This window comes from Nocardia suismassiliense, from assembly GCF_900269665.1.
In the GTDB taxonomy this organism is placed as follows: domain Bacteria; phylum Actinomycetota; class Actinomycetes; order Mycobacteriales; family Mycobacteriaceae; genus Nocardia; species Nocardia suismassiliense.
In genome coordinates, this window is the sequence record NZ_LT985365.1 from 1 (window position 1) to 22,554 (window position 22,554).

Consider the following 22,554-nt stretch of genomic DNA (forward strand, 5'->3'; position numbering starts at 1 on the left):
GGGTCAGGGTCGTGTGGTGGAGGTACGCACGGGCAGGGGTGGTGTGCGTTGGACGAGTGCGATGTGGGCGGCGAGTTCGGCGATGCGGATCCGATGCGCGGCGGGTTCGTCGCCGGTGAGTTCGAGGGCGAGGTCTTCGAGCAGGGTGTGGGCGCACCCGAGGGCGGTGAAGTCGTCGGGGGAGAACAGGCGGGTGCTCATGTGTGGTTGTGTCCGTTCAGGTTTCGTCGGTGCCGGGCTGGTGGGTGCGGGTGAGCTCGCCCAGTAGTTGGTTGGCGTCGGCGCAGACCTGGGTGAGGTAGTGCCGTGCGGCGAGGGTGGTGTCGGTGGTGGTGGTGAACTCGAGCGGGGTCCAGCCGCTGGCGGCGGCGAGCAGGCGCTGGTGTCGGTCTGTCGCTAGGTGAGGGGGGTGAGCAAGCCTGGGGTGATGCGGTGGGGGACGAAGACGCGGGGGATGTAGCGCACGGGATGGTTGGGGTGTACGTGTTCCTGGATTTCTCGGGTGGGGTTGGCTAGTCCATAGAGCTCGCCGCGGCGGTGCCAAAGCACGAGGTGGCCGTCGTGGTTGGTGCTCCACCAGTAGTCGACGTAGTTGATGCCTGAGCCGGGCTGGATATCGAGCACGGCTGGGTCGGCGGTGAAGAGTCCACTGGTTGTCGGAATCGGCTGCGGTGCAACGTGTTCGGGCGCATCGGTGTCGACGGCTTCCATGTGCGGGTCCTCTGTTTGTCCGTGTCGTGGTTGTGCTGCCTGTGCAGTCGGCTATGTCTTCGGGGGCGTGCCATTTCGGATGCTGGTTGGGTCGGGTCCGGTGTCGGTGCCGGGGTCGGTGCCGTTGTATCCGGTTGGGGTGTACGGGTTTTCGATGGTGGTGGGTGGTCGTTGACCGGTGAGGGTGCGCAGTGTGGTGCCGGGGATGACGGCGTGGAGGTCGACCTCGGGGTGGAGCTGTCGTGCGGCGTGCAGGACGACCGCTGTCGCGGTGGTGTCTTCGGGGTCGGCGTCGGGGTCGTAGGCCCAGGTGTCGAAGGCGTCGGCGATGCTGCGGTGGCGGGCGCAGAGTGCGAGGGTGAGGGTCTCGGTGAGGTCGCGTTCGGCGTCGTCGGGTGTGTCGAGGTGGCCCAGTTCGATCAGGGTGATGGTCAGGACAGGGGTGGATTGTGTGGCGATGAGGGCGGCGAGTTCTCGGCCGGGTGTGGCCGGGGGTGAGGGTGCCATCGGGTGTGTCCTTCTCGATTGCGTCCGGCGGTCCTGGCGGAGCGCGAGGACGTCGACCGGTGCGGTGTTCGTGACGGCACCTTCACCGGGTGCGGGGCTTGTGGTGAGCGAGGTCTACTTGCAGCCGCGGGCGTGGGCGCGTGCGCGGGTCAGGGCGGCGGACAGGACGGTGTCGGGTTCGAAGTCGGCCTCGTAGCGCTGGACCATCACCGTGGCGGGGCGGCCGTGGTCGATGTCGTTGTTCATGTTCTGCGCGAGGGCTTCCTCGGTGGGGAAGGGCCCGTAGACACCGGCGGTGCGCCGCCAGTCGCTGCAGCTCTGGTCGGGGTTCTCCTCGTCGGCGATCTCGTAGGCGGTGTCTTCGGGGTCGGCGTCGGGGTCTTCGATCAGGTAGTACCAGCGGCCGGGTTCGACCTCGATCTGCTGGCAGTTCAGGTGGCGGCTCATCGTGAGCGCTCCTTCTCGGGTTTCGGTGATGCGGCGGGCGGGGCGGGCGAGGGTGCGCCAGCGGGCGCCGCGTGGTGGAAAGGGGTTGTGCGCCGGGATGTCCCGCTGTCGCGGGCTTTGCCTGCCGTGGCTTCTACAGCCCGATGTCGCCGGTGGGCTCGGGTGCGCTCGCGGGGGCGGGGTCGAGGGCGGCCGGGCGCGGGTTGTGGAGAGGCGGCGGGGCGGTGACGGTGACGTCGACGGCGCCGAGGCGGTCGAGCAGGGCCGCGGCGTGGGTTATCCGGGTGGGGTGCTCGGTGCGCAGGTGGTTGAGGATTTCGGTGAGGTCGCCGGTGGCGTTGAGCGGGGCGTGTGCGCAGCTCAGGCGCAGGTGCGAACCGTGGTCGGGGGTGGGTTCTTCGGTGAGGTCGGCGGTCCATTCGACGCGGTCGTCGACGATGCGCCGGATCTGGACTCGGCTGCCGGGGTAGCGGGTGTAGTTGAGCTGGTCGGCGGGGCTGGGTGTGTTGTCGCTCATGCGGGTCACGCTTTCGGGTGGGTGCGGGCGGTGGGGTGAGGCTGGCATGGGGTTGCGGTGGTGGTGGCGAGGATGCCGACCGGGGGTGTGGATCGATGCCGGGTTGCGGTGACATCGGTGGTGTCCGAGCGCCGCTGGGCTCTGCGCTCAGTGCGTCCACCCGGCGCCACGTCAGCGCCGCGGTGCGGGTGCGGGAGCGGCCGGTGCGGCCGGTGCGGCGGGCTTGACGGGTGCGGCCGGTGCGGCGGGCTTGGCGGGTGCGGCGGGCTTGGCGGGTGCGGCGGGCTTGGCGGGTGCGGCGGGCTTGGTGAGAGGAACAGCTGGTGGTGGCGGGACGGGCGCGGCGGGTTTGGTGGCCGGTGTGGCGGGCGTGGTGGCGGGCTTGGGCTTGGTTGTGCGGCGGGCGCCGGATTTCCAGGTGTAGCCGGGAGTGTTGGCGCGGCAGACGCTTTCGTCGACGTCGTCGTCGGTGATGATGTGCTCGCAGCGGGTGTCCGGTTCTGGTGTGGTGCAGCCGGTGAGGGCCAGGGCGGCGACGGCGGCGGTGATGGCGAGCGCGCCGGCGCGGCGCAGGCGGCGGCCGAGGGCGGGTTCGAGCATCGGTGGTGTCCTTCCGGGTGGGGATGTACGAGAGATGTTGGGGGTGAGCGCTGTTGGAGCACTCGCCCCGTGCCCGGCTACTGCGTGGTGGCCGGGCACGGGGCCGGTCAGAAGTGGTCGGCGAGTTCGGTGAGGCGGCGGCGGGCGGTGGCGGTGGCGTGGGGGGTGGGCTGGTGGATGATCTGGTCGCGGGGGTCCCACGGGGTGCAGTGGCGGGTCGGCTGCGGGCCGGGACCGTTGTCGTGCCATTCGACGGTGAGGGCCCATCCCGTCTGGGGGTCGCGGTCGCTGATGTCGAGCACGGTGTAGCTGCGGCGCCAGTAGTGGTGGTGGTAGATCCCGCCGAGCTGGCGCGGGCCCAGCGCGGCGGCGAACTCGGCTGCGGGGTAGGGCGGGGGCCCGCCGTGGCGGGCCGGGGTGTTGCCGGGTTCGGTGGTCTCGGTCATCGGGGGGTGAGCTGGTGGGGGAAGTTGAAGACCTCGACGCCGTCGAGGTTGATCAGGCGCACGTATTGGGTGCCGGTCGGGGCGATGCTGCAGGCGCTGGTGGAGATGAATTTCCGGACCACGGCGGCGGCCATGCGGTCGCGGGGGGTGATGGTGACGGTGTCGCCGGGCTGGATATCGTCGTAGTCCATTCGGGAGACTCCTTGCGGGGGTGAGGATTTCACGCACGATGTCTGAGCGGGCACCGTGCCGGGAGGGGGCGGTGCCGCGCCGGATCGGGTGGCTGGTCAGGGGTGGGTGGCGGTGAAGTCGACGCGGGTGAGCCGGACGTGGCCGGGGTTGATGGGGGTGAGGTCGTCGCGGTCTTCCCAGTGGTCCTCGGGCTGCCCGTCGGGGGTGAACCAGCGCACGGGCAGCTTGTCCCGGTCGGTGGTGTCGGTGTAGTCGAAGGGGGCCAGGTCGGTGGCCGGGCGCAGCCCCTCGACGGTGGCGCTGGTGTGCAGGACGATGCCGATCACGTCGGGGTCGCTGGTGAGGGCGACGAGTTCGCCGGGGTGGATGGTGGGCTCGGGCATATCGGAACTCCTTGGCAGAGAACGGGAACCGCGGACGGTGTGCGGGGCGGCGGGCCGGTCAGGGCCGGTCGGCGAGCTGGAGGAGGCGTTGGTGGGTGGTGGTGTCGAGGTCGAACAGGGTGGCGGGGGCGGTGTCGTCGATGGCGGTGAGGGTGAGGCGTTCGAGGGCGGGCAGGTCGCGGGTGTCGACGGGGGCGGTGCGCCAGTGGATGACGGCTTGGGCACGTGTGGAGGCCGGTAGGGAGTCGATCCAGCGGTGCAGGCGGGTGTAGGTGATGGTGGCTTCGCGCAGGAGGCGGCCGTGACGCCAGCGGGTCGGGCGGCCGTGGCGGTCGCGGCCGGTGAGCAGCCATTCATGCCATTGGCCGGTGATCGCGGTTTTGCCGATCCGGAAGCGGAATCCCTGCCCGCCGCCGGATTCGGTGCCCTCGGCCAGGCGGGCGATGTTGTAGTCCGGGCAGGCGATAGCTGCGCCGATGTGGGAGCACAGTGTGCGCAGCAGGGCGCGCTCGGCGTCGGTGAACATCGGCACGGTTCCTCTCGGGTCGTTGCGCGGGTTCGGTCAGGGAGGTGGCGGCGATGGCCAGGGCGATCAGGTGGGTGCGGTCCATGCCGGTGGTGAGTTCGTCGATGCGGGCGCGCCGCGCCGCGACGGGGCCGGTGGTGTCGTGGACGAGGGCGGCGAATTCAGCGGCGAGGGTGTCGATGCGCTCGGCGGTGTCGGCGGGCACGGAGCCGTCGGGGTTCAGTGGCCAGCGGCCCAGGTTGTAGCAGTGCTGGCACAGCCCGAGCCCCGGTTCGATCTCCGCACGGTGCCCGCAGTCTTCACACAATGCGGGATCGAGGCAGGCCGGAACAGCGATGGTCATGGGAGTCGTTGCCGGGCAGCGGTTTTCGTGTGCGCGGTCATGGCCTCGATCGGATCGGGGGATGCGCAGGTCAGGGCGGACAGGTCGATGGTGAGGATTGCGTCCCCGGCGCTGTCGAGGTCCTCGAGCAGCGCGTCGACGGGGCTGTCGGTGAGCACGGCGCGCATGTAGTCGCCGAATCGGGCGCGGGGTAGCCAGCGCTGGTCGAGGATCACGCCGCTGTCGTTCCAGTCGCCTTGCGCCCCGCTGTCGTTGTCGCAGGTGCAGGTGCAGGTGCAGGGGCAGGGGCGGGCGCTGGTGCCGGTGGCGTCGGCGCGGGCCATGATCGCCTCGGCTTCGGCGGGGCTGTGCCCGTCGTGGCGGCGCAGGTAGGTGAGCAGGCGTGCGCGGTCGCCGATGGCCACGTGCCCGTCGGCGACGGTGGACCAGCACATGTAGAGGTCGAGGTCGGGTGCTGCTTTGAACACGTGGTGTGCCATGGGATTTCGTGCCTTTCGCCGATTCGCGCCGCCGCCGAGCAGAGGGGGGAGGGCGTCAGGGCGTGTCCTGGCCGATCGTGGAGTCCTCGGCACTGGCGCGGCTCGGGGCGGGCCGGGGGTGGGCGGCGCGGTGGTCGCGGACGGCGCGCATCAGGCGCCACGGGTTCAGGACCGGCCAGACGGCGGCGCGCAGGATGATCGACGCCAGCCCGCCGCGGCCGGTGAGGAGGCTGAGGAAATGTTCGAAGCCGAGGAAGAAGGGGAATCCGATCGCCCAGCCGAGGCCGAGGATGAGCAGCGTGATGTTCATGGAGTCTCCGAGTTCTGGTCGAGGCGCGAAACCAAGGGGCCGGGGGCGCGCGAGGTTGGTCGTGGAGGCGGGTGCTGATCACCGGTCGCCTGAGGGAGTTGATGGGGCGCGGCGGCTCGGCCGCCCGTACCATGATCACTGTTTCCACAATTCTAGCATTCTAGAGAGAGTTTGGGTACATGGGATCTAACAGCATGGTTAGGACGCTCGTACCGAACCGCCCCTCTGTGGGTGCGGCGGTGCTGGTTTCCGGTGCGGGAGAAGGTTTTTCGATGGTTGCTGGCAGCGCCGGGACGGCACTACTGTGTGAACCACGCACCGGCTCTTACCGCAGGTAACGCAGGCTGGAGAGCCATCGCGTCACGGCCGCGCGGCCGGTGAGCTGTTGCCGGGTTCAGCACCCCGGGGGCGTGCGCGTCCTGACAGCAGCAGTATCCGAGACAAGAAAAAAACCCACCCTCTCATCGCTGCCAAACGATGTTGAGAGGGCGGGCCAGGAAAACCCCAGAAGCTGGGTGAGAGCCACACTTTCGGTGTGGCACGTGTACGACGATAGCGGATAGGGCCGACATGTTGCGAGCCCCATCCACGCCGCACACGTGCCGTGATCGCCGGTGTGCGCGCCTCACACCGGCTGCCGGGGTCCGAGGAAAGGAACCCCTGGCGTGAGCCACCTCCACGAAGCGCTCGTCACCCGCGCGCATCTGGCCGATATCCCCTCCACCCGCTGGCACGCGTGTAAATCGGTGCTGCGCTGCATCGCCGAGCACGCCAACGAGGCCTCCGCCGACACCGCCTGGCCGGGGGTGGAGTTGATGATGCTCGAGACCGGGATGAGCGAGTCCGCGGTCGTGCGCACCACGACCCTGCTCGCCGCCCACGGCTGGATCACCAAGACCCGCCGCTACGGCACCTCCAACCTGTATCGGCTCAACATGGCCAAGCTGCGCGCGCACCAGATCGCCAAACCCGCGCCCAAGGCCGTGCACATGAGCGAGCACCTGCCCGCCCTGCTGTTCCCGGGTGAGGACCTGCACGCGCTGGTCGCCGAACTGCCCACCCCCGGCGCACGCCCGCGCCCGGGCCCGCACCGGTCGCTGGTGCCCGGGCGCAGCGTCGCGGCCGTACGCGCCGCCCGCCGCAACGCCGCCGCCGAGCCGGTGCACCCGATCGTGGACCTCACCGAGGAACCGCAGGTCAGGATCAGTCACGTCGATTCGACGTATTCGCCGGACCCGGACCCCGCGCCGCACCCGAACACGTCGGATCGACGTGTTCGTACACGGCGATCCGACGTGAACCATCACGTCGATCCGACGAACGAACCTGCAGGGAAAGATCAAAGAACACACAAACAGCGCGCCACGACGGGCACGGCGAACGCTCGCGTGCCTGCGAGCTCCGCACCGGCCACCACCGGTGCGCGCGCCGGCCGAGCGTTGATGGCCAGGCTGGAGCTGGGCTGGCATGTGGTCGAGCCCAGCGCGATCCGGGTCTGCGCGCCGGGCATCGAGGCCCGCCTCGATCAGGGCGGATGGACCCCTGAGGCCTTGACCGCCAGCATCGAGGCCCGCTTCGCGGCCGCGGTCGCCGATATGGGCGGGCCCGCGCAGGTGCGCAACCCACCCGGGCTGCTCATCAAGATCGTGCGGGACCTGCCCGCCACGGCGGTGGCGGCCACCGTGGCCGCCACCGCCGTGGCGGCGCCGGGGCCCGCGCGCCTGCCGTGGTGCGAGCAGTGCGAGGACCCCGACCACCGCTGGATCACCCATATCCTCGACGAAGGCACCCCCGCCGAACGCCGCGCCTCGGGCCGCTGCCCGCGCTGCCACCCCAGCGCCGGGGCCCGCACCGCGCAGCTGGTGAACGCCTGAATCCGGTCGACGACACCGCGCCGGGGTGCCCTGGGCGGGAAGGCGTGACCGGCCAGCACCCGACACGCCGATCGGCTGCCTGCCGGGACGACGATGCCGGGTCGATGCTGGGCGTATGCGACTCGCCGCCGCCACGATCTCCCGGTTCGGCATCGCCGCCGCGCTGGCCGCCGCGCTGGCGGTGGCCTCGACAGGATGCGGCGGGCAGGCACGCCATGCCGACGCGGCGCCGTCCTCGGCCGCCGCGCCGCAGGCGCTGCCGACGGCGGGCTTCGACCCGTGCGTCGCGCTGACACCGCAGTTCCTCGGCGAGCGCCGCTGGGATGCGCTGGCGCCGAGCCCACGCCGCGACACCAGCGGCGATATCAGCTGGCAGGGCTGCCGCTACGTCGCCCGGGCCGGGTACGGCTTCGTCGTGGAAACCACCAACGCCACCCTCGGTCAAGTGCGAGCGAAATTCCCTGCGGCCGTGGACATCTCGTTCGCCGGGCGTAAGGCGCTGCGGTACGAGGCCCGCCCGGACGTGCCGGGCGGGTGCACCATCAACATCGAGATGGGAGCCGGATCGCTCTACCTCATGACCGATGTTCCACAGACCCCGGCCACCACCGCCCTGGATGCCTGCGAGATCGCCACCGACATCGCCTACGCCGTCGTCCCGCTGCTGCCCGCGGGCAGCTGAACAGCACCACGGGGGAGTGGTGGGTGCCAGCGCAGCCGGTCCGGCCTGCGGCGCGGCGCGGCGCGCGAAGGATTCAGGGAGCTGGTCAGAGAGGGCCGCCGCCATTTCCGGAAGCATTTTCGGTCCCATGTGCACGGAGGCTCGGCAAACCTCGCCGATAGATAGCGACGGAAACTAACTAATTATCCAGAAGGCACCCGGCACGCGGCGGACGATCACGCGGGGGAGCTGGTGCGCGGAGCCTGGCCCTGCTCGGCCCGGCTGGGCAACTCAAAGTCGGTGCGGCTCAGCAGCACTGCGGTACATCTCGGCCAGCGCCGAGTTCTGCGGCGGCGAGGAGAAAAAGAATCGCTGCTAGTTGATAGTCACTATCAACTAGCAGCGAGGCCTCATTGCACCGCGGTGAGTAGGTTACGAGCCGCTCCGCGTTGCTGAAGGAAGCTCGGATCGCCGGATTCCCGGCGGTCTCGTGCATCAGCAGCCTACTACGCGCGAGGCCGGATCGGGGTGGGGCAGTGGCGGCGGTAGTCGTTCGGCGATGGCGATCTGCGCGGCCAGCAGTCTTGCGTGGATGCTCAGTTCTGGTGTGGGCGTGGGTGTTTGGCCGAGGTGCTGGGTTGTCGCGTGCGGTTGTGCCCGCGTGCAGGCCAGCGCGTCGACCGGCCGCCGGGCCCGCGGTCATGGCTTGCCGTCGAGCTGGGCGAGGGCGTCGTCGATGGCGGCGCTGAGCGCGGCGGCGGAGTCGCGGGCGGCGATGAGCGTGTCGCGGGCGAGTTCGGTCAGGGGTGATTCGGCGGGGGCGCTGGGCGCGGCCAGGACTCGGGCGGTGTCGTCGAGGCCGGTGAGGCGGCGGTTGTTGACCAGCGCTTTGCGGGCGGCCTGGGCGGTGCGGGCCAGCACGTCGTAGCGCTCGATGATCTCGGTGTCGCTGGGCAGGGTCTGGCCGGGGGAGTAGTCGCCGGGTTCGGTGCCGTCGATGCTGCCGACGAGCGCGGTGGCCAGCTGGTGGACGTTGTCGTGCTGGGAATAGACCCGCGGCGCCGGCCCGACTGTGCGGGTGGGCAGGGTGATGCCTTCACGTTGCGCGAAGCGGCGCAGTGCGTGCGGGTCGTACCGGCTGGCGGCGGCCACGTCCGCCATCTTGGGCGTCTGGTCGGTCAGTGCCATCAGGGCGAGGGCCTTGCGGACCTTGTTCAGCGGCGTGGCCAGGGCATCCTCGACGCAGTCGGCGGCCAGGGGGCCGATCAGGCGCAGTAGTCCCATGGTGTCCATGTGATGCATGGTACAGGTTTAGTCATGTTGTCCTGAACTATCCAGTTATATCGGTTCGCCCATACATCTATGTTTGGTTGGGACTACCTTAACTATGGTGTTAGGGATACGATGACGGAATCGCGTTTCTGCCCCGTCTCGGAGGAATCATGAACCGCCCCAACATCTCTGGCCGTCGCCGTGCGATCGGTCTGCGTATCGCCCATCACGCGTTGATCCCGCTACAGGTCGCCGGACGGCTCTCGGGCCGTGCGCTGCTAGGCCTGCTCGCCGTGGCGATGCTGGGCATGGGGGTGCTGTCGGTGGCCGTGCTGACTACCGATCGTGATACCTCGACGACCGCGGCGTCGGGGAGTGCGTGCGCGACACCGTGCACCAAGGCCTCGGGCGTTGCTCACCACCTTGGCGTGCGTGGCGCGGCGTTCCCCGCCGCCGAGCGCGTGCTCGCGCCCGTGCCGGGGGCGCAGTTCCCGGACCCGGCCGTGGCGACCGCGCCTGGTGACTGGCCCTTCGCCACGTCGGCCACCGCGACCACAGTGGCTGTGCACCTCGATCTCGGCGGCTCCACGAGCTGGCACATCGATATATAGCTGTGCTGTCTTGGGCGGGAGGAACCCGGCCGTCGCGCTTGCGTCCCTCGGCTCGATCCGATCCCCGGCGGCGGTTCAGCGCTCTCGCCATGAACGAGTTCGATACTCGCGCGGCTGGACTCCGTGCACCTGGTGGCGGTTTCGCCACTGAACGCGCCTGGTTCGTAGACAAAGGAAAAGCCGCTGCGGTTCTTACATCCGCAGCGGCCTCACTGGTAAACGCTGTATGGGCGGTCTACCGACTTGTGAGTGCTGTACAGGAGAGCGGCTGGCTGTAAGCCAGCCCCTGGGCCTGGTTCCGCTGGCACGGGACCGGGGCCATCTCTATTCCAGTTTCGTACGCACCTTCGCACATCATATCGCCCGCCCGGCCTCCGAGCGCGCGGCAGGGGACCGGCTGTCCTGCTACCGGTCGCGGCGATACCGGTTCAACTGGGCGGACATGAATCCGGACAGTTTCGCGTCCCACTCGCTTGTGGGACGGACGTCCGACATAGCACAGTTGCGATCACAGCGAGGTCTGCCCCAGATTGGTGGACGCGCTGTTCCCCGGACTCATCGCAGTGAGATGTGGCGAGCAAAGGGGTGTTCCAGGTGGGCTTCCGTGTGCTAGCGGAAGCCCACCGCAAAACTCTCGGCCGGACCGGAAATCATGTTGATAGACATGCTCGTTCACCGATCACACGGGACATGCGCTACGCCGATTCCGAACTTCGCCGCCTCGATCCGGCACCACGCCCCCTTCGGAGTCGCGCCGCCACATCGTGATCCGACCTTTCCAGCTGGCCTGCGCTCTAGTCCGCGTCCACCGCGGAGAAGTGCCGAAGCAGGCGGTTCGCCACGCTCGTCGTGATCTGCATCCGTTCACGTGTGTCGCGCGCGTCGGCCTTGCCGGGATGAGATCCCGCCGTATGGAGGATGTTCCAGAGCCCGCGGACCAGTTGGCCGCCGTCCCTGAACTCGAGAGGCTCACCGGCCGTTTCACTGTCGCGGCCGCCGGTGCCGTGGCCGGATGCCGGCGGCGATCGCGTGGTGGCGTAGCCAGTATCGGACGGCCGCGTGCCGCAGCTGCGCGCGCAGGTCGTCGGGATCGATGCCGGCGGCGAGGAGGGCGTGGCGCTCGTCGTGGTCCATGTGCGGATTGGACGGGAGCCGCGTGCGGGGGGTTCCCGGCGGCGGTGTGGGTGTCCGTGGCTGTCCGGGACCGAAGCGCCTCACATCGATAATTGGTCACTTTGATCCAAACAATGCAGTTAGGTCGAAAGCGACCAAACCGCATTCGGGAATGCTAGAATTCTTGCAACAGAGAAGCCCGGCCGACCACGAGGTGCCTGCGATGAACGAGTTCGACACCACCACAACGCTTCCGGCGCAGCTGCAGTGGCTGACCGGCCTGGTGCCTGCCGCCCTGGTCGTGGTGGTCGTGACCGTGTTGCTGGTGGTGGTGTGGTGCGGGTACCGCGCGGCCGGGGCCCGCGGCTGGACTGCGCGCACCTGGCTCAGCGCCGACGCGACCGGCCGTGAGCACGAGCGGGTGGCCGCCCGGATCCGGCGCACCTGGCCCGCGCTGGCCAAGGAGTGGCGGATGAGCCGTCGCCGCCCGGGTCTCACCGCCGCGGAGCGGTGGCTGCGGGGGCGTCGGCTTCCGGCCCACGTGCGCAAGCCGCAGGTCCCCGCGATCCGCACCCGCGTGGATGCCTACGGCATCGACATCGAGCTGTTCCCGTGCTCCGACGGCGTCGACCTGGTGACCGATGCCAAGCTCACCCGGGCGGCCGCCGCGCTGAGCGCGGCCTGGGGTGGGCAGCTGTCGTGGACCCCGCGCCCGGGCGGTGGCTGGGTGGTGCGCCTGGCGCTGACCGCCCCGAACCCGAACCCGCCGGTCCAGGCCGTGACCGCCGATCCGACCCGGCTGTGGTGTGGCCGTGACGAGCGCACCGAGCCGGTCCATCTGGACTTCTCGGTCACGCCCAGCGTCGGTATCCACGGCGACAGCGTGCGCGCCAGCCGCTTCGTCGCCAGCCTGCTCGCCCAGATGGCCGCCAACCCGGACGTGTTGTTCATCGTGTGCGACGGCAAGACCCCCGACCCGCGCACCGGTGACTACGGCTTCCTGGCCGGGCATCCCCGGGCCCGGTTATTCGGCGACGACATCGGCGCGGCTCGCGCCCGCCTCGCCGAGGTCGTCGCCCACCGCCGCCAGCGCGCCGCGCTCATGCTGCCCGGCAGCGGTAACACCGACTTCTGGGCCACCGGCCCGCAGCCCGACTGCCCGCTGATCGTGCTCGTGCTCGACGGCTACGACACCTACCTCGCCGGCGCCACCGCGGCGGCCCGCGCCAACCGCGACGCGGTGCGCGACCTGATCATCCTCGGGGGCCGCGCCGGAATCGCGGTGCTGCTCACCGCCAACGCCTCCATCCCGAAAAAGGGCCTCGGTGAACATCTTTCGGCCCGCATCGCCTTCGACTCCGCCACCGCCGCGCTCGGCACCACCGCGGCCGCGCGGCGGCGCGCCACCACCAACGCCCCGGGGATGGCCCACCTCGAGCACCACCTCACCGGCACCACCCGCTTCCGGGCCGCCGCGCTCAGCGTCGCCATGGCCGAAGCGGTCACCGACACCTATCCGCCGCGGGCTGCGAAGGCTCCCGCGCTGGGCCTGCCGCCCGCGTCCACCGACTGAGCACCGCCCCTCACGCAAGACATCGTGAGGGTTTGGGCGAACATGACCAAACATCGCGGTTAGGAACCATGTACCAAACGAACACTAGAATGCTAGAATTCTTGTGTACGGCAGACGCGGCCCCGGGAGGACATGATGACCAGCGAACTCACCCCCACCCAGCACGCGGAGTTCGATCAGACGATGGCCGTGCTCGCGGTCTTCCTGCCCGTCGCGCTGCTGATCGCACTCGCCTGGGCCGCCTACCGGGTCGCCGACCGTTACGGGTGGGGCTGGCGCACCTGGCTGGTCGCCGGTGACCCGGTGCGCCGTGAGCGCGAACGCCGTGCCGCTCACATCCGCCGCACCTGGCCCGCGCTGGCCCGCAAGAACCGGATGAGCCGCCCCGACACCACCGTCACCCAGACCTCGCTGCTGCTCGGTGAGCTGGCGTGGGCGTTCCGCCGCCGCCAGACCCCGCCGATCGACACCCGCGTCGACGCCGAGGGCATCGACATCGACCTCTACAAGCTGCCCGGACGCAACGGTGTCGGCCGGGCCGATCTGGTCAGCGAGACCAAACTCGCCGCCTGCGCCGACGAGCTGACCCGCACCTGGCAAGGACAGCTGAGCTGGACACGCACCCCCGATGGCTGGCACGCACGCCTGACCCCCGACCCCGCCAAGCCCTTCGCCCGCATCCCCGTCGACATGAGCAGCGAACGGTACTGGCTGGGCTGACCCCTGCGCCCCTCGTTCCCGAACCCCCACCGCCGAGCACAGGAGCACGACATGGCCACCACCCACGAAATCGCCGCCGAACTCGGCGCCGCCGTCCTCGCGTTCTGCCGCGCCACCGCCACGGCCGCCGATCCGGCCGTCGTCCGCGCCAGCATCGACTTCGCCGGAACTGTCACGCGCATCGCCGAGACCCTGGGGCGTGTGCCCGCCGACGACCCGGGCGCCGTCCATCTGGTCGGTATCGACGCCGTCATGCGCGATATGAGCGACCTGGATTCCTGCGGTGCCCCGCAGCAGGTCAAAGCCGCCTTCGCCGACGCCGGTGAGGCCCAGCGCTGGGCCGATCAGCACAACGCCACCGTCCCGTGGTCAGTGGAGACGAAAACCGTTGTCCTGGGCGAGATCCCCTACGTCCCCGCCGGAGCACCCGGCCCCGACCCCACCGCATGACGCCCGTATCCCGCCCGCAGAAGATGCCGCCCCGCACCGACAAAGACCGCCCCATGCACGCAGACAGCTACGGCGAATGGCACACCCTCACCATCGACCTCGACGGTGAGGACGCCGAGGGCAACCCGGGACCGGGCTACTCCCTGGACCACCCCGACAGCTGCCCACGACCAGACCCCACCGACTTTCACCCCGCATATGACTGCTGGCTGGCCGATCTGGTCGGAGAGTTCGCGGACTGCCCGGACCTCATCGGGCTCCCGACAACGCCCGGCGTCTACCGCGCCCGCGCCTGGGGGACGTTGGGGAGCTGGGCAGGACCCCACTACGTCGAACCGGAATCCGGTGTGGAGATCGAACAATGACCCCTGCGAAGCCGAGTTCGGAAAGCGAATCAATCAGCGCCCCAACTGAATCCGCCACGGCATCGGCGGGCCTGCTCTCCACCGCCCTGGCGACGGCCCTGACCGCCGAGCAGCTGACCCAGCTGCGCGAGCAAGCCCGCCACCGCGACTGCCGGTTCGTCGACCCGTCACAGTTGCGGCGGGTCGCCGCGTTCACCGCCGGACGCAGCGCCTGGGCCAGCGCGGTGCTGGGCACCCCGTTCACCGGTGCCCGGGCAGCGACCCTGCAGGAGCTGACACTGCTCGATTTGGCCGCGGCCGCCGAACCCGAACCACCCGTACCACCCCGGCGCCCCGACATTCCGACGCCGCAGGAACAAGCCGCCGCTGCCCGCGCCCGAGCCGCCGACGAGGCCTGGCTGCGGCTGGCCGCCGCGCTGCCGGTACCGGTCACGGTCGCCTACAACTACTCCGGCCCGCTGCACCTGGAGAACTACGTCTCCGGTGCCGACCACATCCTGCCCACCGAACCGGTAAGCATCGGACGGCTGCGCCGCAGCGAGCGCTCCTCGCTGTGCTGCACACCGTCGCGGTCGCGCAAGCTGCTCTTCGACCAGCGCGACCCCCCGGACAAGCGCACCCCGACCTGCAAGGCATGCCTGCGCACCGCCTACCGCATCGCCGGCTGCCCACCGGATCCCGCGCTGATGGGCATGACCGCCAAGCAGACCACCAGCCACCCGACCCCGCACGCACCCGCCACCCTCACCCCGACAGGAACACCATCACCTCATGTTTAAAGATCTGACCGCGGCCGCGCTCGCTGACGCCCTCGACGCCCTCGCCTGCAGCCCGCACAACACCGGCGCGGCGTCGATGCTCGACGAGGCGACGATGGCCTTCGGCAGAAAGTCCGCCGCGCTCGCCGCCGCCCAGAGGGCCTTCCACCGAGCCCGATTCGACCACATGGACTCCTACCGTGCGGCCGGGGCCTACACCGAGGACAGCTGGCAGGCAACCGTGCGCGCCGCCGGGCACCTCGCCGCGCTCCTGCGTCCCCTCGCAGACGCCACCATCGCGCGTTGCCAACGACCGGCGGGGTGGGGGACCTGCAACCTGCCCCTCGATGACGACGGCGAGTGTGGTTCCACGCTCGGGCACCTCCCGGCACCGTCGCAGACCTGACGACCCGCACCTGCGGTCCGCACGAGAACACCACCGATAACCGAACCGGTGCCCACCTCGTCTCCCGCCTGACCCGAGGTACTACTCGCGCGCCATACCGCGCCACCCCGGAATACCCCCGGCATACTTCCGGGGGTATGCGGGAGTATGCCGGGGTATGCCCCGGGTCAATCCGGTAGCCGCTGACCGGGTTACCGGATTACCGGCCTGGGGTGCGCGGTCACAGAACCCGGGGCACCCGGGGCAGGCGCACCAGGCAAACCCCGGACATCGGACACCGCGCCACAGGCGCTACCCCCGCACTCAACCGGGCTACCCCGCCACACTCGCCGCGGCGGTGCGGCGGTGCGGTTACCCGCGGCTCGGCTGCCCCGGGGCAGGCACGTTCGCGTACTCGAGTTCCTGCGCGACGACACCCCTGGCCGGGCCACACCCCACCGATTGACCCGAGCCGTACATACCTGGCGCAATGAGGAATCGACCCGGGGCAGCTCGGATTCGGTCATGGCGCCGATTAGGCCAAGTTTTGAATGTCGTACTGCATCAAACTGATGCAGTAGGCAACCCGAACCATTTAGCAGCTGGCCCGCGCTAGGTCGGCTCGTCGGGGATGCAACAGCACCGCCACCGACCCGACCGGTGGGCAGCTGCCCGGTGAGCCGTTGGCGGTTTCAGAGCGTCCAAACCCGTCCCGATCCAGCGCCGCCGCAGGCCCCTAACCGGAGGCGAGGGTGCCGATGGTGCAGATCAGGCGGGCGACCCGCTCGTCCATCGCTGCGATGACTGCCCGATCCAACCCGGCGGGCAACCCGGCGTGGACGGACTCGTACATGTACCGGATGTCATGCTCGGTCACCGCCGCGCCGGCCGACGCAGACACACACAGTTCGAACAGGTGCAGCACCCCCGCGCGATAGGCCTGCACCACAGCGTCCAGGGTGACAGGATCCAGCGCGGCCCGAATCTGCTCGGTCAGCCGTGCCACCTCCGGATCGGCACTCGGAAGCTGCGCGTCCAGCTGCAGCAGGATCTCTACCGCCTCGGCAGGGTCATCACCCATACCATCAGCGTCCGCCGCGCCGGACGCTCATTCAAGACAGCCGAGGCACTGACACCCGAACTCGGGCGCCAACAGGGGGTTACACCTTTTGCACCATCGGATACGGCACCGGTGTGTGAGGTCCGGAGTCGGGCCACTGATGAATGATCATGAGCTATGACCACCGAGTCGCACCGGCGCCCACCCGCAGCCGCCGACGGCAGCATCCGCCGGTGACGAGCCGCCATCTTCTCGTGATCATCGCCAACCGCGAAACCGGCGAGCAGCGCGCGCTGCTCGTGGTGCGCGAGCACGAAAGGCTCACCACCGAGCCGAACGAGGCGGAGATCGCCGTCGCCGCCGCCGACGTCAACGATTTCCTCGGCGTGGACTGGTTCGTGCAGAACGTCCAACCCGCTGCGATATAGCCACCGCCGCGCGGGCCCGGTGCCGATGGTGCAAAAGGTGTAACCCCCTGTTGGCCTGATCCGGGTCGCACGTATCGACCGGGCACCGGGGTACCTGTCGGGGTAGCGGGGGATCACCACCGGCACGACCACGTCACGGGTGGGGTAGCCGGGGGACACCACCAGGACTACCCCGACAAGGACCCGGGGGTACCCCAGGCAATGCCCTGGGGCAGGCACCCTGTTACCCACCGCCGCGCACCGGGCCGCCGCCGCGCCGACCCGGGTATGCGAAAGGGTGTGCCCCGTCGCCGAAATCCGCGACGGGGGCACACCCCTCGGGTAGCGCAACCGGGTCAGGCCGGGCGCTTGCGCCCCAGGACGTCCTGAATGGTGGCCCAGTCCGAGGGCCGCCACAGGTACCCGTTCGGTCCCGCCGCCTTCAACCACCGCAACTGTTCGGCGGTGGGCTTACCCTTCTCGGACTTCAGCTCCACCAGCAGCACTACCCCCGCGCGGGCAAGGATGAGATCCGGCAGGCCGGAGTCGCCGGTGTAGGGCGTGCTGACTTTCCCGCTCTGGCGGTATGCCGGGCGGATGTGCACCACCAGCCACCCCTGCAGCTTCGCCAGGTCCATCACCCGCTCCTGGAATTCCTTCTCCGTGCACGAGAGAGAGGGCGCTGACCCCTTGACGACGATGCTGTACATACCGGGCCTCTTCCCGCGCGGAGCACGACCACCGGAGCGGCCGAACAAGATTGCTAGAATTCCAGAATGCTAGCATTCGAGACTTTCCGGGGACCCCCCTCCGGCGACACCCCCAGCAGCACCGCGCCCGCCCGCCGCCGGCACCTGCCGTGCGCTGATGTCACCGGTGCCGGAAAGACCTCCGCCCTGCGGCGGGCCCCCCACACCGCCGCCCGCCCGGTATGACCGCGGCGCGACCCCCATGAAAAACAAGCAACTCGCCAACCCGTGGAACGCCGCCATCATGGCGTTCTTCGGCGGGCTCCTGGGCTTCGCCGGGATCTACTACGCCCTCGGCCGGGTCGCCGCCGACTTCGGCTTGGCGGCCCTGTTCACCGGCTGCAGCGTCGGCGCGATCGTCTCAGGCGCCCTCTACGTCGTCGCCCGCATATTCACCCAATCCGCCGCCTCCACCCGCGACCGCCGCGACCTCGAAGCCGCACAAGCCCTGCGCCGCGCCCGCTACAACGCCGCCATGGCCACCATCGACGACCGCCTCGCCCGCGTCACCGTCGAACACCTCGCCGACATCGACAACCTCGGCCTCGCCCGCCTGATCTGGTGCGCCCTGGGCCTGGGCCACCACCCCACCGCCCAGCGCGCCGGTGCCCATCCCGTCCTCTACGAGACCGATACCGACCCCGGCTTCCGCGCCATCCCCATCGGCGTCGAGCTCGACATCCGCCTGCCCGACGAGTACGCCGACGCCACCAAGTTCATCGCCAAGCTGCCCACCCTCGCCGACATGATGATGCTCGACAAGATCCAGTGGGCCGGGGTGCACCACGGCGTGCACACCATCCACATCCCCACCCGCGACCCCCTCGCCGACGCGGTCACCCTGCTCTGGCCCGAAGACCCCGCACTACACGGCGGCGACTACCTCAAACTGCTCGACGCCCTGCGCGTCGGCGTGCGCGAGGACGGCGAGTCCCTGCGCATGCGCATCCGCGGCGACCACCTGCTCATCGCCGGTGTCACCGGCGCCGGAAAATCCAGCGCGCTGTGGTCGATCCTGGCCGCGCTCGGCCCCGCCATCCGCGACGGCGTCGTCGTCGTGCACATGATCGACCTCAAACGCGGCATGGAAATGGCCGCCGGATACCGGCTCTACGAGAACTTCGTCTGGAAGGTCGACCCCGCCCTCGAGCTGCTGCAGAAGCTGGTCAAGACCGTGCTGGCCCTGCGCGCCGACGAACGCCGCGAAGCCTCCATGCGCACCGCCCGACCCAACCGCAAACACGTCCCCAAACCCGGTGACCCCCACCATGTCCTGATCATCGACGAGCTGATGGCGCTGCTCAAGATCCCCGGCAAACGCGTCATCGAAGTCATCGACGACGAAACCGGCGAGACCATCAAGATCAAGGTCGTCGAGCTCGCCGCGGTGCTGCTCATCGAGCTGCTCACCCAGGCCCGCGCGATCGGCCTGACCGTCATCATGGCCACCCAGAACGCCGCCAAAGAGGTCCTCGACCTGCTGCGCGACCTGATCCCCAGCATCGTCGGCATGCGCCTGCCCAGCGACCAGGAACTGATGGTGTTCGGCCGCGGCGCCCGCGAACAAGGCGTGCGCTGCGCCGAGATCTCCGCCGACGCACAAGGCACCGTGTTCATCAAGGGCGAGGACGGAGGCCAGGCCCTGCGCGGTCGCTTCTTCCACGTCACCGACGACTCGATCCCCCACATCGTCGAGCTCTACGGCCGCCCCGGCGAAGAAGACTTCGTCCCCGACCTCAACGACACCGACGACATCGACCCCGTCGACCTGGACGATGTCGACCCCGCACCCGCCGGATACGACCCCCAGAGCACGAACATCTACGACCTCAACGACTTTCGGCCCTCAACCACCACAGCGACCGAGACCGGACGCTGCCCCGTCTGTGGAAAGGACTTCACCCAGGCAAAGACCGGTCGCCGCCGCAAATGGTGCTCCAACCTGTGCAAACAGCGCTACCACCGCAGCAACGACTGACCACTGATGACCAACCCTGGACACCCCGAAAACCCCTCCTACCTGCCACATTCGCAGCCACCTGTCCTACGCTCACGGAAAGGAGCCAAGAACTTGGGTACCGCCGCCGAAGGGATGCCGATGCTGATCTCGCGCGCCGAGCAAGAGCGGATCGCGGCGTTCATCGACCGGCTGCGCGAACTGCCCACCGAGAAGGCCCGGAGCGGGGCGGCACTGCACGAGCTCTACTGGATTCACACCAGGAAAAAGCGCGACGGCAAGCGATACTCCCCCGACGTCAACCGCAAAGTCATCATCGCCTACCGCGACGCGATCCGCGCCGCGTTCGGCGAGGACGCGCCCGTGCTGAAAACCATGCACTACTCCAAAGCCCGCACTGACGACTACAACGCGCGCCTGGTCGCCTTTCGCACCCGCAAGCACCACAATCTGCGCCCGGTCAACGCCAGCGAATACATCACCGCCGGCGAGGAATTCATCGCCAAGGTGGTGAACGAGAGTTGGAGCAACGCGAAGGCGATCGCGGCGGTATGCGGACTCACCGGCCGCCGGCCATTCGAGATCGCCTGCACCGGCCACTTCGCCCCCGACCCCGCCCGGCCCCACTACATCCTGTTCAGCGGTCAAGCCAAAACCCGCGACGCCGACCGAGCTCAGATGACCTACAGCTTCCCGGTCCTGGGCGCCCGCGACCATATCCTGACCGCGGTCGCCAAACTACGAGAAAACTTCGACCCAAACATGAGTAACAGTGAGTTCTCCCAGGGATGGGCCGGTGACATCAACAAGTACGCCAGACAGGTATTCCACGACGCGCACGGCGAGGAGATCAAACCCCGCGACCTACGCGAGGCCTACGTCGCGATCGCCGTCCAATTGTTCGCTCCCAGCGACGTTTCCGACATCCAATTCATGAACACGATCCTCGGCCACAAACCCGGATCCCTGGACACCACCACGTATTACATTGGCTTCACCGTCGTATAAGCCGACACAACGACGACATCCACATCACCGAAAACTCCGCTCCCACAGGGGGAAACGAAACCACCACCGGTTTCGTACCGCCCAGCGATACGAAACCACGCCACTTCGAGACGAAACAGCTGGCCCACCATGCACCATCGGCGACCAGCTGCCCGTTTCGTCACACCCTTCTATCCGCCCTCCACGTCCCTCTCGGTCACATGAACACTGCCATCGGCTTTGACGTGGATGCGGTCGTGCTTGAGCATCCAATTGAGGTGCTGAATAGCCGGGATCGGCGGGAGGCCACCCCCCTCGAACCGCCACGACCTGTCGGCCCGGCGCCCGACACCACCCACTCCAACGCGATTCAGCAACTTATCAACCGCCCCCCGGATCGGCTTCCACCCCCCGACCACCGCCGCATCGGGATCGGGCACCGCATCCGAGTCAATACCGTCCTCGACAACCAGATCCGCACTCTCGCTGACCTCCACGGGTTCGCTGTCAGTGTGCTTCCTGTAGATGTTGACGCCTTCGCCGATCAGCTGCACCCGCGCATACTCGGCATCCTCGGACCAGCCGCCGATCAAGTTGCGCTCCAGCAGCGAGTCCAAGGTCTTGATCGGCCCATTGGCGACCGGCTTCCCATCAATGAACCAGCGTTCCCCCGCCACATCGCGAATCACGATCAGGCGACCCGAACCGATCCCGAGGATCATCTTGAGCTGCGTTTTGCTGACCCGCGGGACATCACCAGCGCCGCGCCGCGACCCGAGCCGATCCAGCGCGGATGCCACCACCTCCTGCAGCTCACCCCGCCGCACCGCATCCACTTGCTCAGCAAGGAGCTCAGCACGCACCTCAGCACGCCGCTGCGCATCCTCCGCAGCGGCCACCTCCCGCTTGACCCCTTCCAATTCCTGCCGCGCATCGCTGGCCTGTTTCTCAGCGGCGGCGCATCGCCGCTCGAGCTCGGCCCGCTCCCGGGCCACCGCCTCCGCCAACACACCGAACTTCTCGTCCGCACGGGACACCCGAACCGCAGCGTCGGCAGCCAGACGCCGAGCGGCCGCCAGCTCGACCCGTACAGCCTCAAGCGCCTCGACCGCAGGCATCTCCGCTACCTCGACCACCGACGCCTCCACGGGGCTCTCAGCCCCGTCCTGAGGGCCCTCCTCCTCAACATCGTCAGCAGGAGCCGGCACCAAGACCAGACCGTGCACCGGGGCGGGGGGCATCTCCCGTGCTGCCTCGGCGGCCTTCTTCACCAGCGCGTCGCGCTCATCACTGGCCTTCCCCGAGATGTGAGCCTGCCTTGTTCCCGCTAGCGCCTGCTCGCAGTAGGTCGGCTGCCGACTGCTGGCTTTGCGCTGCAGTACCTCATGCCCACACAGCCGCGGCACCAGTACCGGCTCGCCCTGCGGCAGCGGGCCATCACTGCCGTAGGCATCCCACAAGTCCTTGTTTGCCCACTTCAATTCCCGCACAGGCCGATTCGGCGGCCACAGCCCGACAGTCCCGCAAGTCGGGCATGCGACGTGCTTGAGCGCCTGCAGGTCTGGATCGGGGTTGTCCGTCAGCTCGTCAATACGATGCTCGCTATGACAGGCGAGGCAGCGAATGGGGTATGCCCCGGCCGCGACCGAGGCGAGAGTGTCCCCCTCGGAGATCTCGATCTGTTCGCTCAACTCAAGGGGCCACCGACACCAGGAGACCACCTGGCCGATCGGCACCCGGGGGAGCTTCGCTGCGTCCTCTACCCATTCCGGCAACGTCACTGGGGACATGATTTCCTCTCCGAAAGTTCCAATGCCCTCGGCCCCGCTGGGCCCCTTAATCATTACACCCCACCCTATCACAGATGAAATCATTTCACCGTGTAAGGTGGAATGGAGATTTTAGGGTGAAATGAGTTGCAATCAAGGTGGAATGGCAGTAGAATTGAAGCATGAACAGAGAAACACCAGGTTATAGGCCCTAATACACCGAAGATCGCCTTCCCCCATCTCCATTCCCCCCTTACTAGGGCTATTCCACCCCTCAAAATCCCCCCTTATTCCACCCTGGGTGACCATTACACCCTTAGGGTGGAAACGAAACATGCGTACCCAAGTTCTCTAGAGAACTTGGGTACGCATGTTTCGTTTC

Annotated in this window: 29 protein-coding genes; 12 read left to right on the forward strand and 17 right to left on the reverse strand. The window is 68.7% G+C overall.

Annotation, left to right across the window (positions count from 1 at the left end):
* Positions 1-3 precede the first annotated feature (3 nt).
* From DBO33_RS41975 to DBO33_RS43435, 12 genes are all read right to left on the reverse strand, one after another.
* On the reverse strand, positions 4-201 hold the full coding sequence (locus tag DBO33_RS41975) for a hypothetical protein (protein WP_107661224.1): 198 nt from the start codon (positions 199-201) through the stop codon (positions 4-6).
* A gap of 195 nt (positions 202-396) precedes the next feature.
* Complete coding sequence (locus DBO33_RS41980; RefSeq protein WP_107661225.1) at positions 397-711, reverse strand: hypothetical protein; 315 nt, start codon at positions 709-711, stop codon at positions 397-399.
* Between the two features lie 51 nt (positions 712-762).
* Positions 763-1,218 (reverse strand): hypothetical protein, encoded by a 456-nt coding sequence (locus tag DBO33_RS41985; protein ID WP_107661226.1) that lies wholly within the window; start codon positions 1,216-1,218, stop codon positions 763-765.
* Between the two features lie 114 nt (positions 1,219-1,332).
* Positions 1,333-1,665, reverse strand: coding sequence for a hypothetical protein (locus tag DBO33_RS41990; RefSeq protein WP_107661227.1), 333 nt, complete (start codon positions 1,663-1,665; stop codon positions 1,333-1,335).
* A 133-nt stretch (positions 1,666-1,798) separates the two neighbouring features.
* Positions 1,799-2,182: a hypothetical protein gene (locus DBO33_RS41995; RefSeq protein WP_107661228.1), complete on the reverse strand. Its 384-nt coding sequence runs from the start codon at positions 2,180-2,182 to the stop codon at positions 1,799-1,801.
* A 171-nt stretch (positions 2,183-2,353) separates the two neighbouring features.
* Positions 2,354-2,782 carry a hypothetical protein gene (locus DBO33_RS44530; RefSeq protein WP_159080839.1) on the reverse strand — a complete coding sequence of 143 codons (429 nt, stop codon included), beginning with the start codon at positions 2,780-2,782 and terminating at the stop codon, positions 2,354-2,356.
* 107 nt (positions 2,783-2,889) lie between these two features.
* Positions 2,890-3,228 (reverse strand): hypothetical protein, encoded by a 339-nt coding sequence (locus DBO33_RS42005; RefSeq protein WP_107661230.1) that lies wholly within the window; start codon positions 3,226-3,228, stop codon positions 2,890-2,892.
* Complete coding sequence (locus DBO33_RS42010) at positions 3,225-3,419, reverse strand: hypothetical protein (protein ID WP_107661231.1); 195 nt, start codon at positions 3,417-3,419, stop codon at positions 3,225-3,227. The genes DBO33_RS42005 and DBO33_RS42010 overlap by 4 nt, the downstream gene beginning before the upstream one ends.
* 96 nt (positions 3,420-3,515) lie before the next feature.
* On the reverse strand, positions 3,516-3,803 hold the full coding sequence (locus tag DBO33_RS42015; RefSeq protein ID WP_107661232.1) for a hypothetical protein: 288 nt from the start codon (positions 3,801-3,803) through the stop codon (positions 3,516-3,518).
* Between the two features lie 58 nt (positions 3,804-3,861).
* Complete coding sequence (locus DBO33_RS42020; protein ID WP_107661233.1) at positions 3,862-4,329, reverse strand: hypothetical protein; 468 nt, start codon at positions 4,327-4,329, stop codon at positions 3,862-3,864.
* 339 nt (positions 4,330-4,668) lie between these two features.
* Positions 4,669-5,151 carry a hypothetical protein gene (locus DBO33_RS43430; RefSeq protein ID WP_159080840.1) on the reverse strand — a complete coding sequence of 161 codons (483 nt, stop codon included), beginning with the start codon at positions 5,149-5,151 and terminating at the stop codon, positions 4,669-4,671.
* A 55-nt stretch (positions 5,152-5,206) separates the two neighbouring features.
* Complete coding sequence (locus DBO33_RS43435) at positions 5,207-5,461, reverse strand: hypothetical protein (protein WP_159080841.1); 255 nt, start codon at positions 5,459-5,461, stop codon at positions 5,207-5,209.
* A 665-nt stretch (positions 5,462-6,126) separates the two neighbouring features.
* On the opposite strand from DBO33_RS43435, the gene DBO33_RS42040 reads away from it, so the two are divergent.
* Entirely contained in the window at positions 6,127-7,335 is a 1,209-nt protein-coding gene (locus DBO33_RS42040; protein ID WP_107661237.1) for a hypothetical protein, read from the forward strand.
* Between the two features lie 115 nt (positions 7,336-7,450).
* On the forward strand, positions 7,451-8,017 hold the full coding sequence (locus DBO33_RS42045; protein WP_107661238.1) for a DUF3558 domain-containing protein: 567 nt from the start codon (positions 7,451-7,453) through the stop codon (positions 8,015-8,017).
* A gap of 678 nt (positions 8,018-8,695) precedes the next feature.
* On the opposite strand, the gene DBO33_RS42050 is transcribed toward DBO33_RS42045, so the two are convergent.
* The gene (locus tag DBO33_RS42050) at positions 8,696-9,289 is read right to left on the reverse strand and encodes a hypothetical protein (protein WP_159080842.1); all 594 of its coding nucleotides are present in this window, start codon (positions 9,287-9,289) and stop codon (positions 8,696-8,698) included.
* Positions 9,290-9,438: 149 nt separating this feature from the next.
* On the opposite strand from DBO33_RS42050, the gene DBO33_RS42055 reads away from it, so the two are divergent.
* Positions 9,439-9,879, forward strand: coding sequence for a hypothetical protein (locus DBO33_RS42055; protein ID WP_107661240.1), 441 nt, complete (start codon positions 9,439-9,441; stop codon positions 9,877-9,879).
* 981 nt (positions 9,880-10,860) lie between these two features.
* Here DBO33_RS42055 and DBO33_RS43440 read toward each other — a convergent pair.
* Positions 10,861-11,013, reverse strand: a complete 153-nt coding sequence (locus DBO33_RS43440) for a hypothetical protein (protein WP_159080843.1) — start codon at positions 11,011-11,013, stop codon at positions 10,861-10,863.
* A 202-nt stretch (positions 11,014-11,215) separates the two neighbouring features.
* Here DBO33_RS43440 and DBO33_RS42060 point away from each other — a divergent pair, with 202 nt between their 5' ends.
* The 6 genes from DBO33_RS42060 (at position 11,216) to DBO33_RS42085 (ending at position 15,264) form a co-directional block, all read left to right on the forward strand.
* Entirely contained in the window at positions 11,216-12,565 is a 1,350-nt protein-coding gene (locus DBO33_RS42060; RefSeq protein ID WP_159080844.1) for a hypothetical protein, read from the forward strand.
* Positions 12,566-12,700: 135 nt separating this feature from the next.
* On the forward strand, positions 12,701-13,285 hold the full coding sequence (locus DBO33_RS42065) for a hypothetical protein (protein ID WP_159080845.1): 585 nt from the start codon (positions 12,701-12,703) through the stop codon (positions 13,283-13,285).
* 51 nt (positions 13,286-13,336) lie between these two features.
* Complete coding sequence (locus tag DBO33_RS42070) at positions 13,337-13,735, forward strand: hypothetical protein (RefSeq protein WP_107661243.1); 399 nt, start codon at positions 13,337-13,339, stop codon at positions 13,733-13,735.
* 53 nt (positions 13,736-13,788) lie between these two features.
* Entirely contained in the window at positions 13,789-14,100 is a 312-nt protein-coding gene (locus DBO33_RS42075; protein ID WP_107661244.1) for a hypothetical protein, read from the forward strand.
* The gene (locus tag DBO33_RS42080) at positions 14,097-14,879 is read left to right on the forward strand and encodes a hypothetical protein (protein WP_107661245.1); all 783 of its coding nucleotides are present in this window, start codon (positions 14,097-14,099) and stop codon (positions 14,877-14,879) included. Before DBO33_RS42075 ends, DBO33_RS42080 begins: the two co-directional genes overlap by 4 nt.
* Complete coding sequence (locus tag DBO33_RS42085; RefSeq protein WP_107661246.1) at positions 14,872-15,264, forward strand: hypothetical protein; 393 nt, start codon at positions 14,872-14,874, stop codon at positions 15,262-15,264. The genes DBO33_RS42080 and DBO33_RS42085 overlap by 8 nt, the downstream gene beginning before the upstream one ends.
* Positions 15,265-15,979: 715 nt before the next feature.
* Here DBO33_RS42085 and DBO33_RS42090 read toward each other — a convergent pair.
* Positions 15,980-16,324, reverse strand: coding sequence for a hypothetical protein (locus tag DBO33_RS42090; RefSeq protein WP_107661247.1), 345 nt, complete (start codon positions 16,322-16,324; stop codon positions 15,980-15,982).
* Between the two features lie 149 nt (positions 16,325-16,473).
* Between DBO33_RS42090 and DBO33_RS42095 the strand changes: the two genes are divergently transcribed.
* Complete coding sequence (locus tag DBO33_RS42095) at positions 16,474-16,731, forward strand: hypothetical protein (protein WP_159080846.1); 258 nt, start codon at positions 16,474-16,476, stop codon at positions 16,729-16,731.
* A 335-nt stretch (positions 16,732-17,066) separates the two neighbouring features.
* On the opposite strand, the gene DBO33_RS42100 is transcribed toward DBO33_RS42095, so the two are convergent.
* On the reverse strand, positions 17,067-17,420 hold the full coding sequence (locus tag DBO33_RS42100) for a PDDEXK family nuclease (RefSeq protein WP_107661249.1): 354 nt from the start codon (positions 17,418-17,420) through the stop codon (positions 17,067-17,069).
* A 241-nt stretch (positions 17,421-17,661) separates the two neighbouring features.
* Between DBO33_RS42100 and DBO33_RS42105 the strand changes: the two genes are divergently transcribed.
* Together DBO33_RS42105 and DBO33_RS42110 are read left to right on the forward strand one after the other, a co-directional pair.
* On the forward strand, positions 17,662-19,437 hold the full coding sequence (locus DBO33_RS42105; protein WP_107661250.1) for an FtsK/SpoIIIE domain-containing protein: 1,776 nt from the start codon (positions 17,662-17,664) through the stop codon (positions 19,435-19,437).
* Positions 19,438-19,530: 93 nt separating this feature from the next.
* Entirely contained in the window at positions 19,531-20,424 is an 894-nt protein-coding gene (locus DBO33_RS42110) for a protelomerase family protein (RefSeq protein ID WP_159080847.1), read from the forward strand.
* A gap of 170 nt (positions 20,425-20,594) precedes the next feature.
* On the opposite strand, the gene DBO33_RS42115 is transcribed toward DBO33_RS42110, so the two are convergent.
* Entirely contained in the window at positions 20,595-22,184 is a 1,590-nt protein-coding gene (locus DBO33_RS42115; protein ID WP_159080848.1) for a flagellar biosynthesis protein FlhF, read from the reverse strand.
* Positions 22,185-22,554 lie beyond the last annotated feature (370 nt).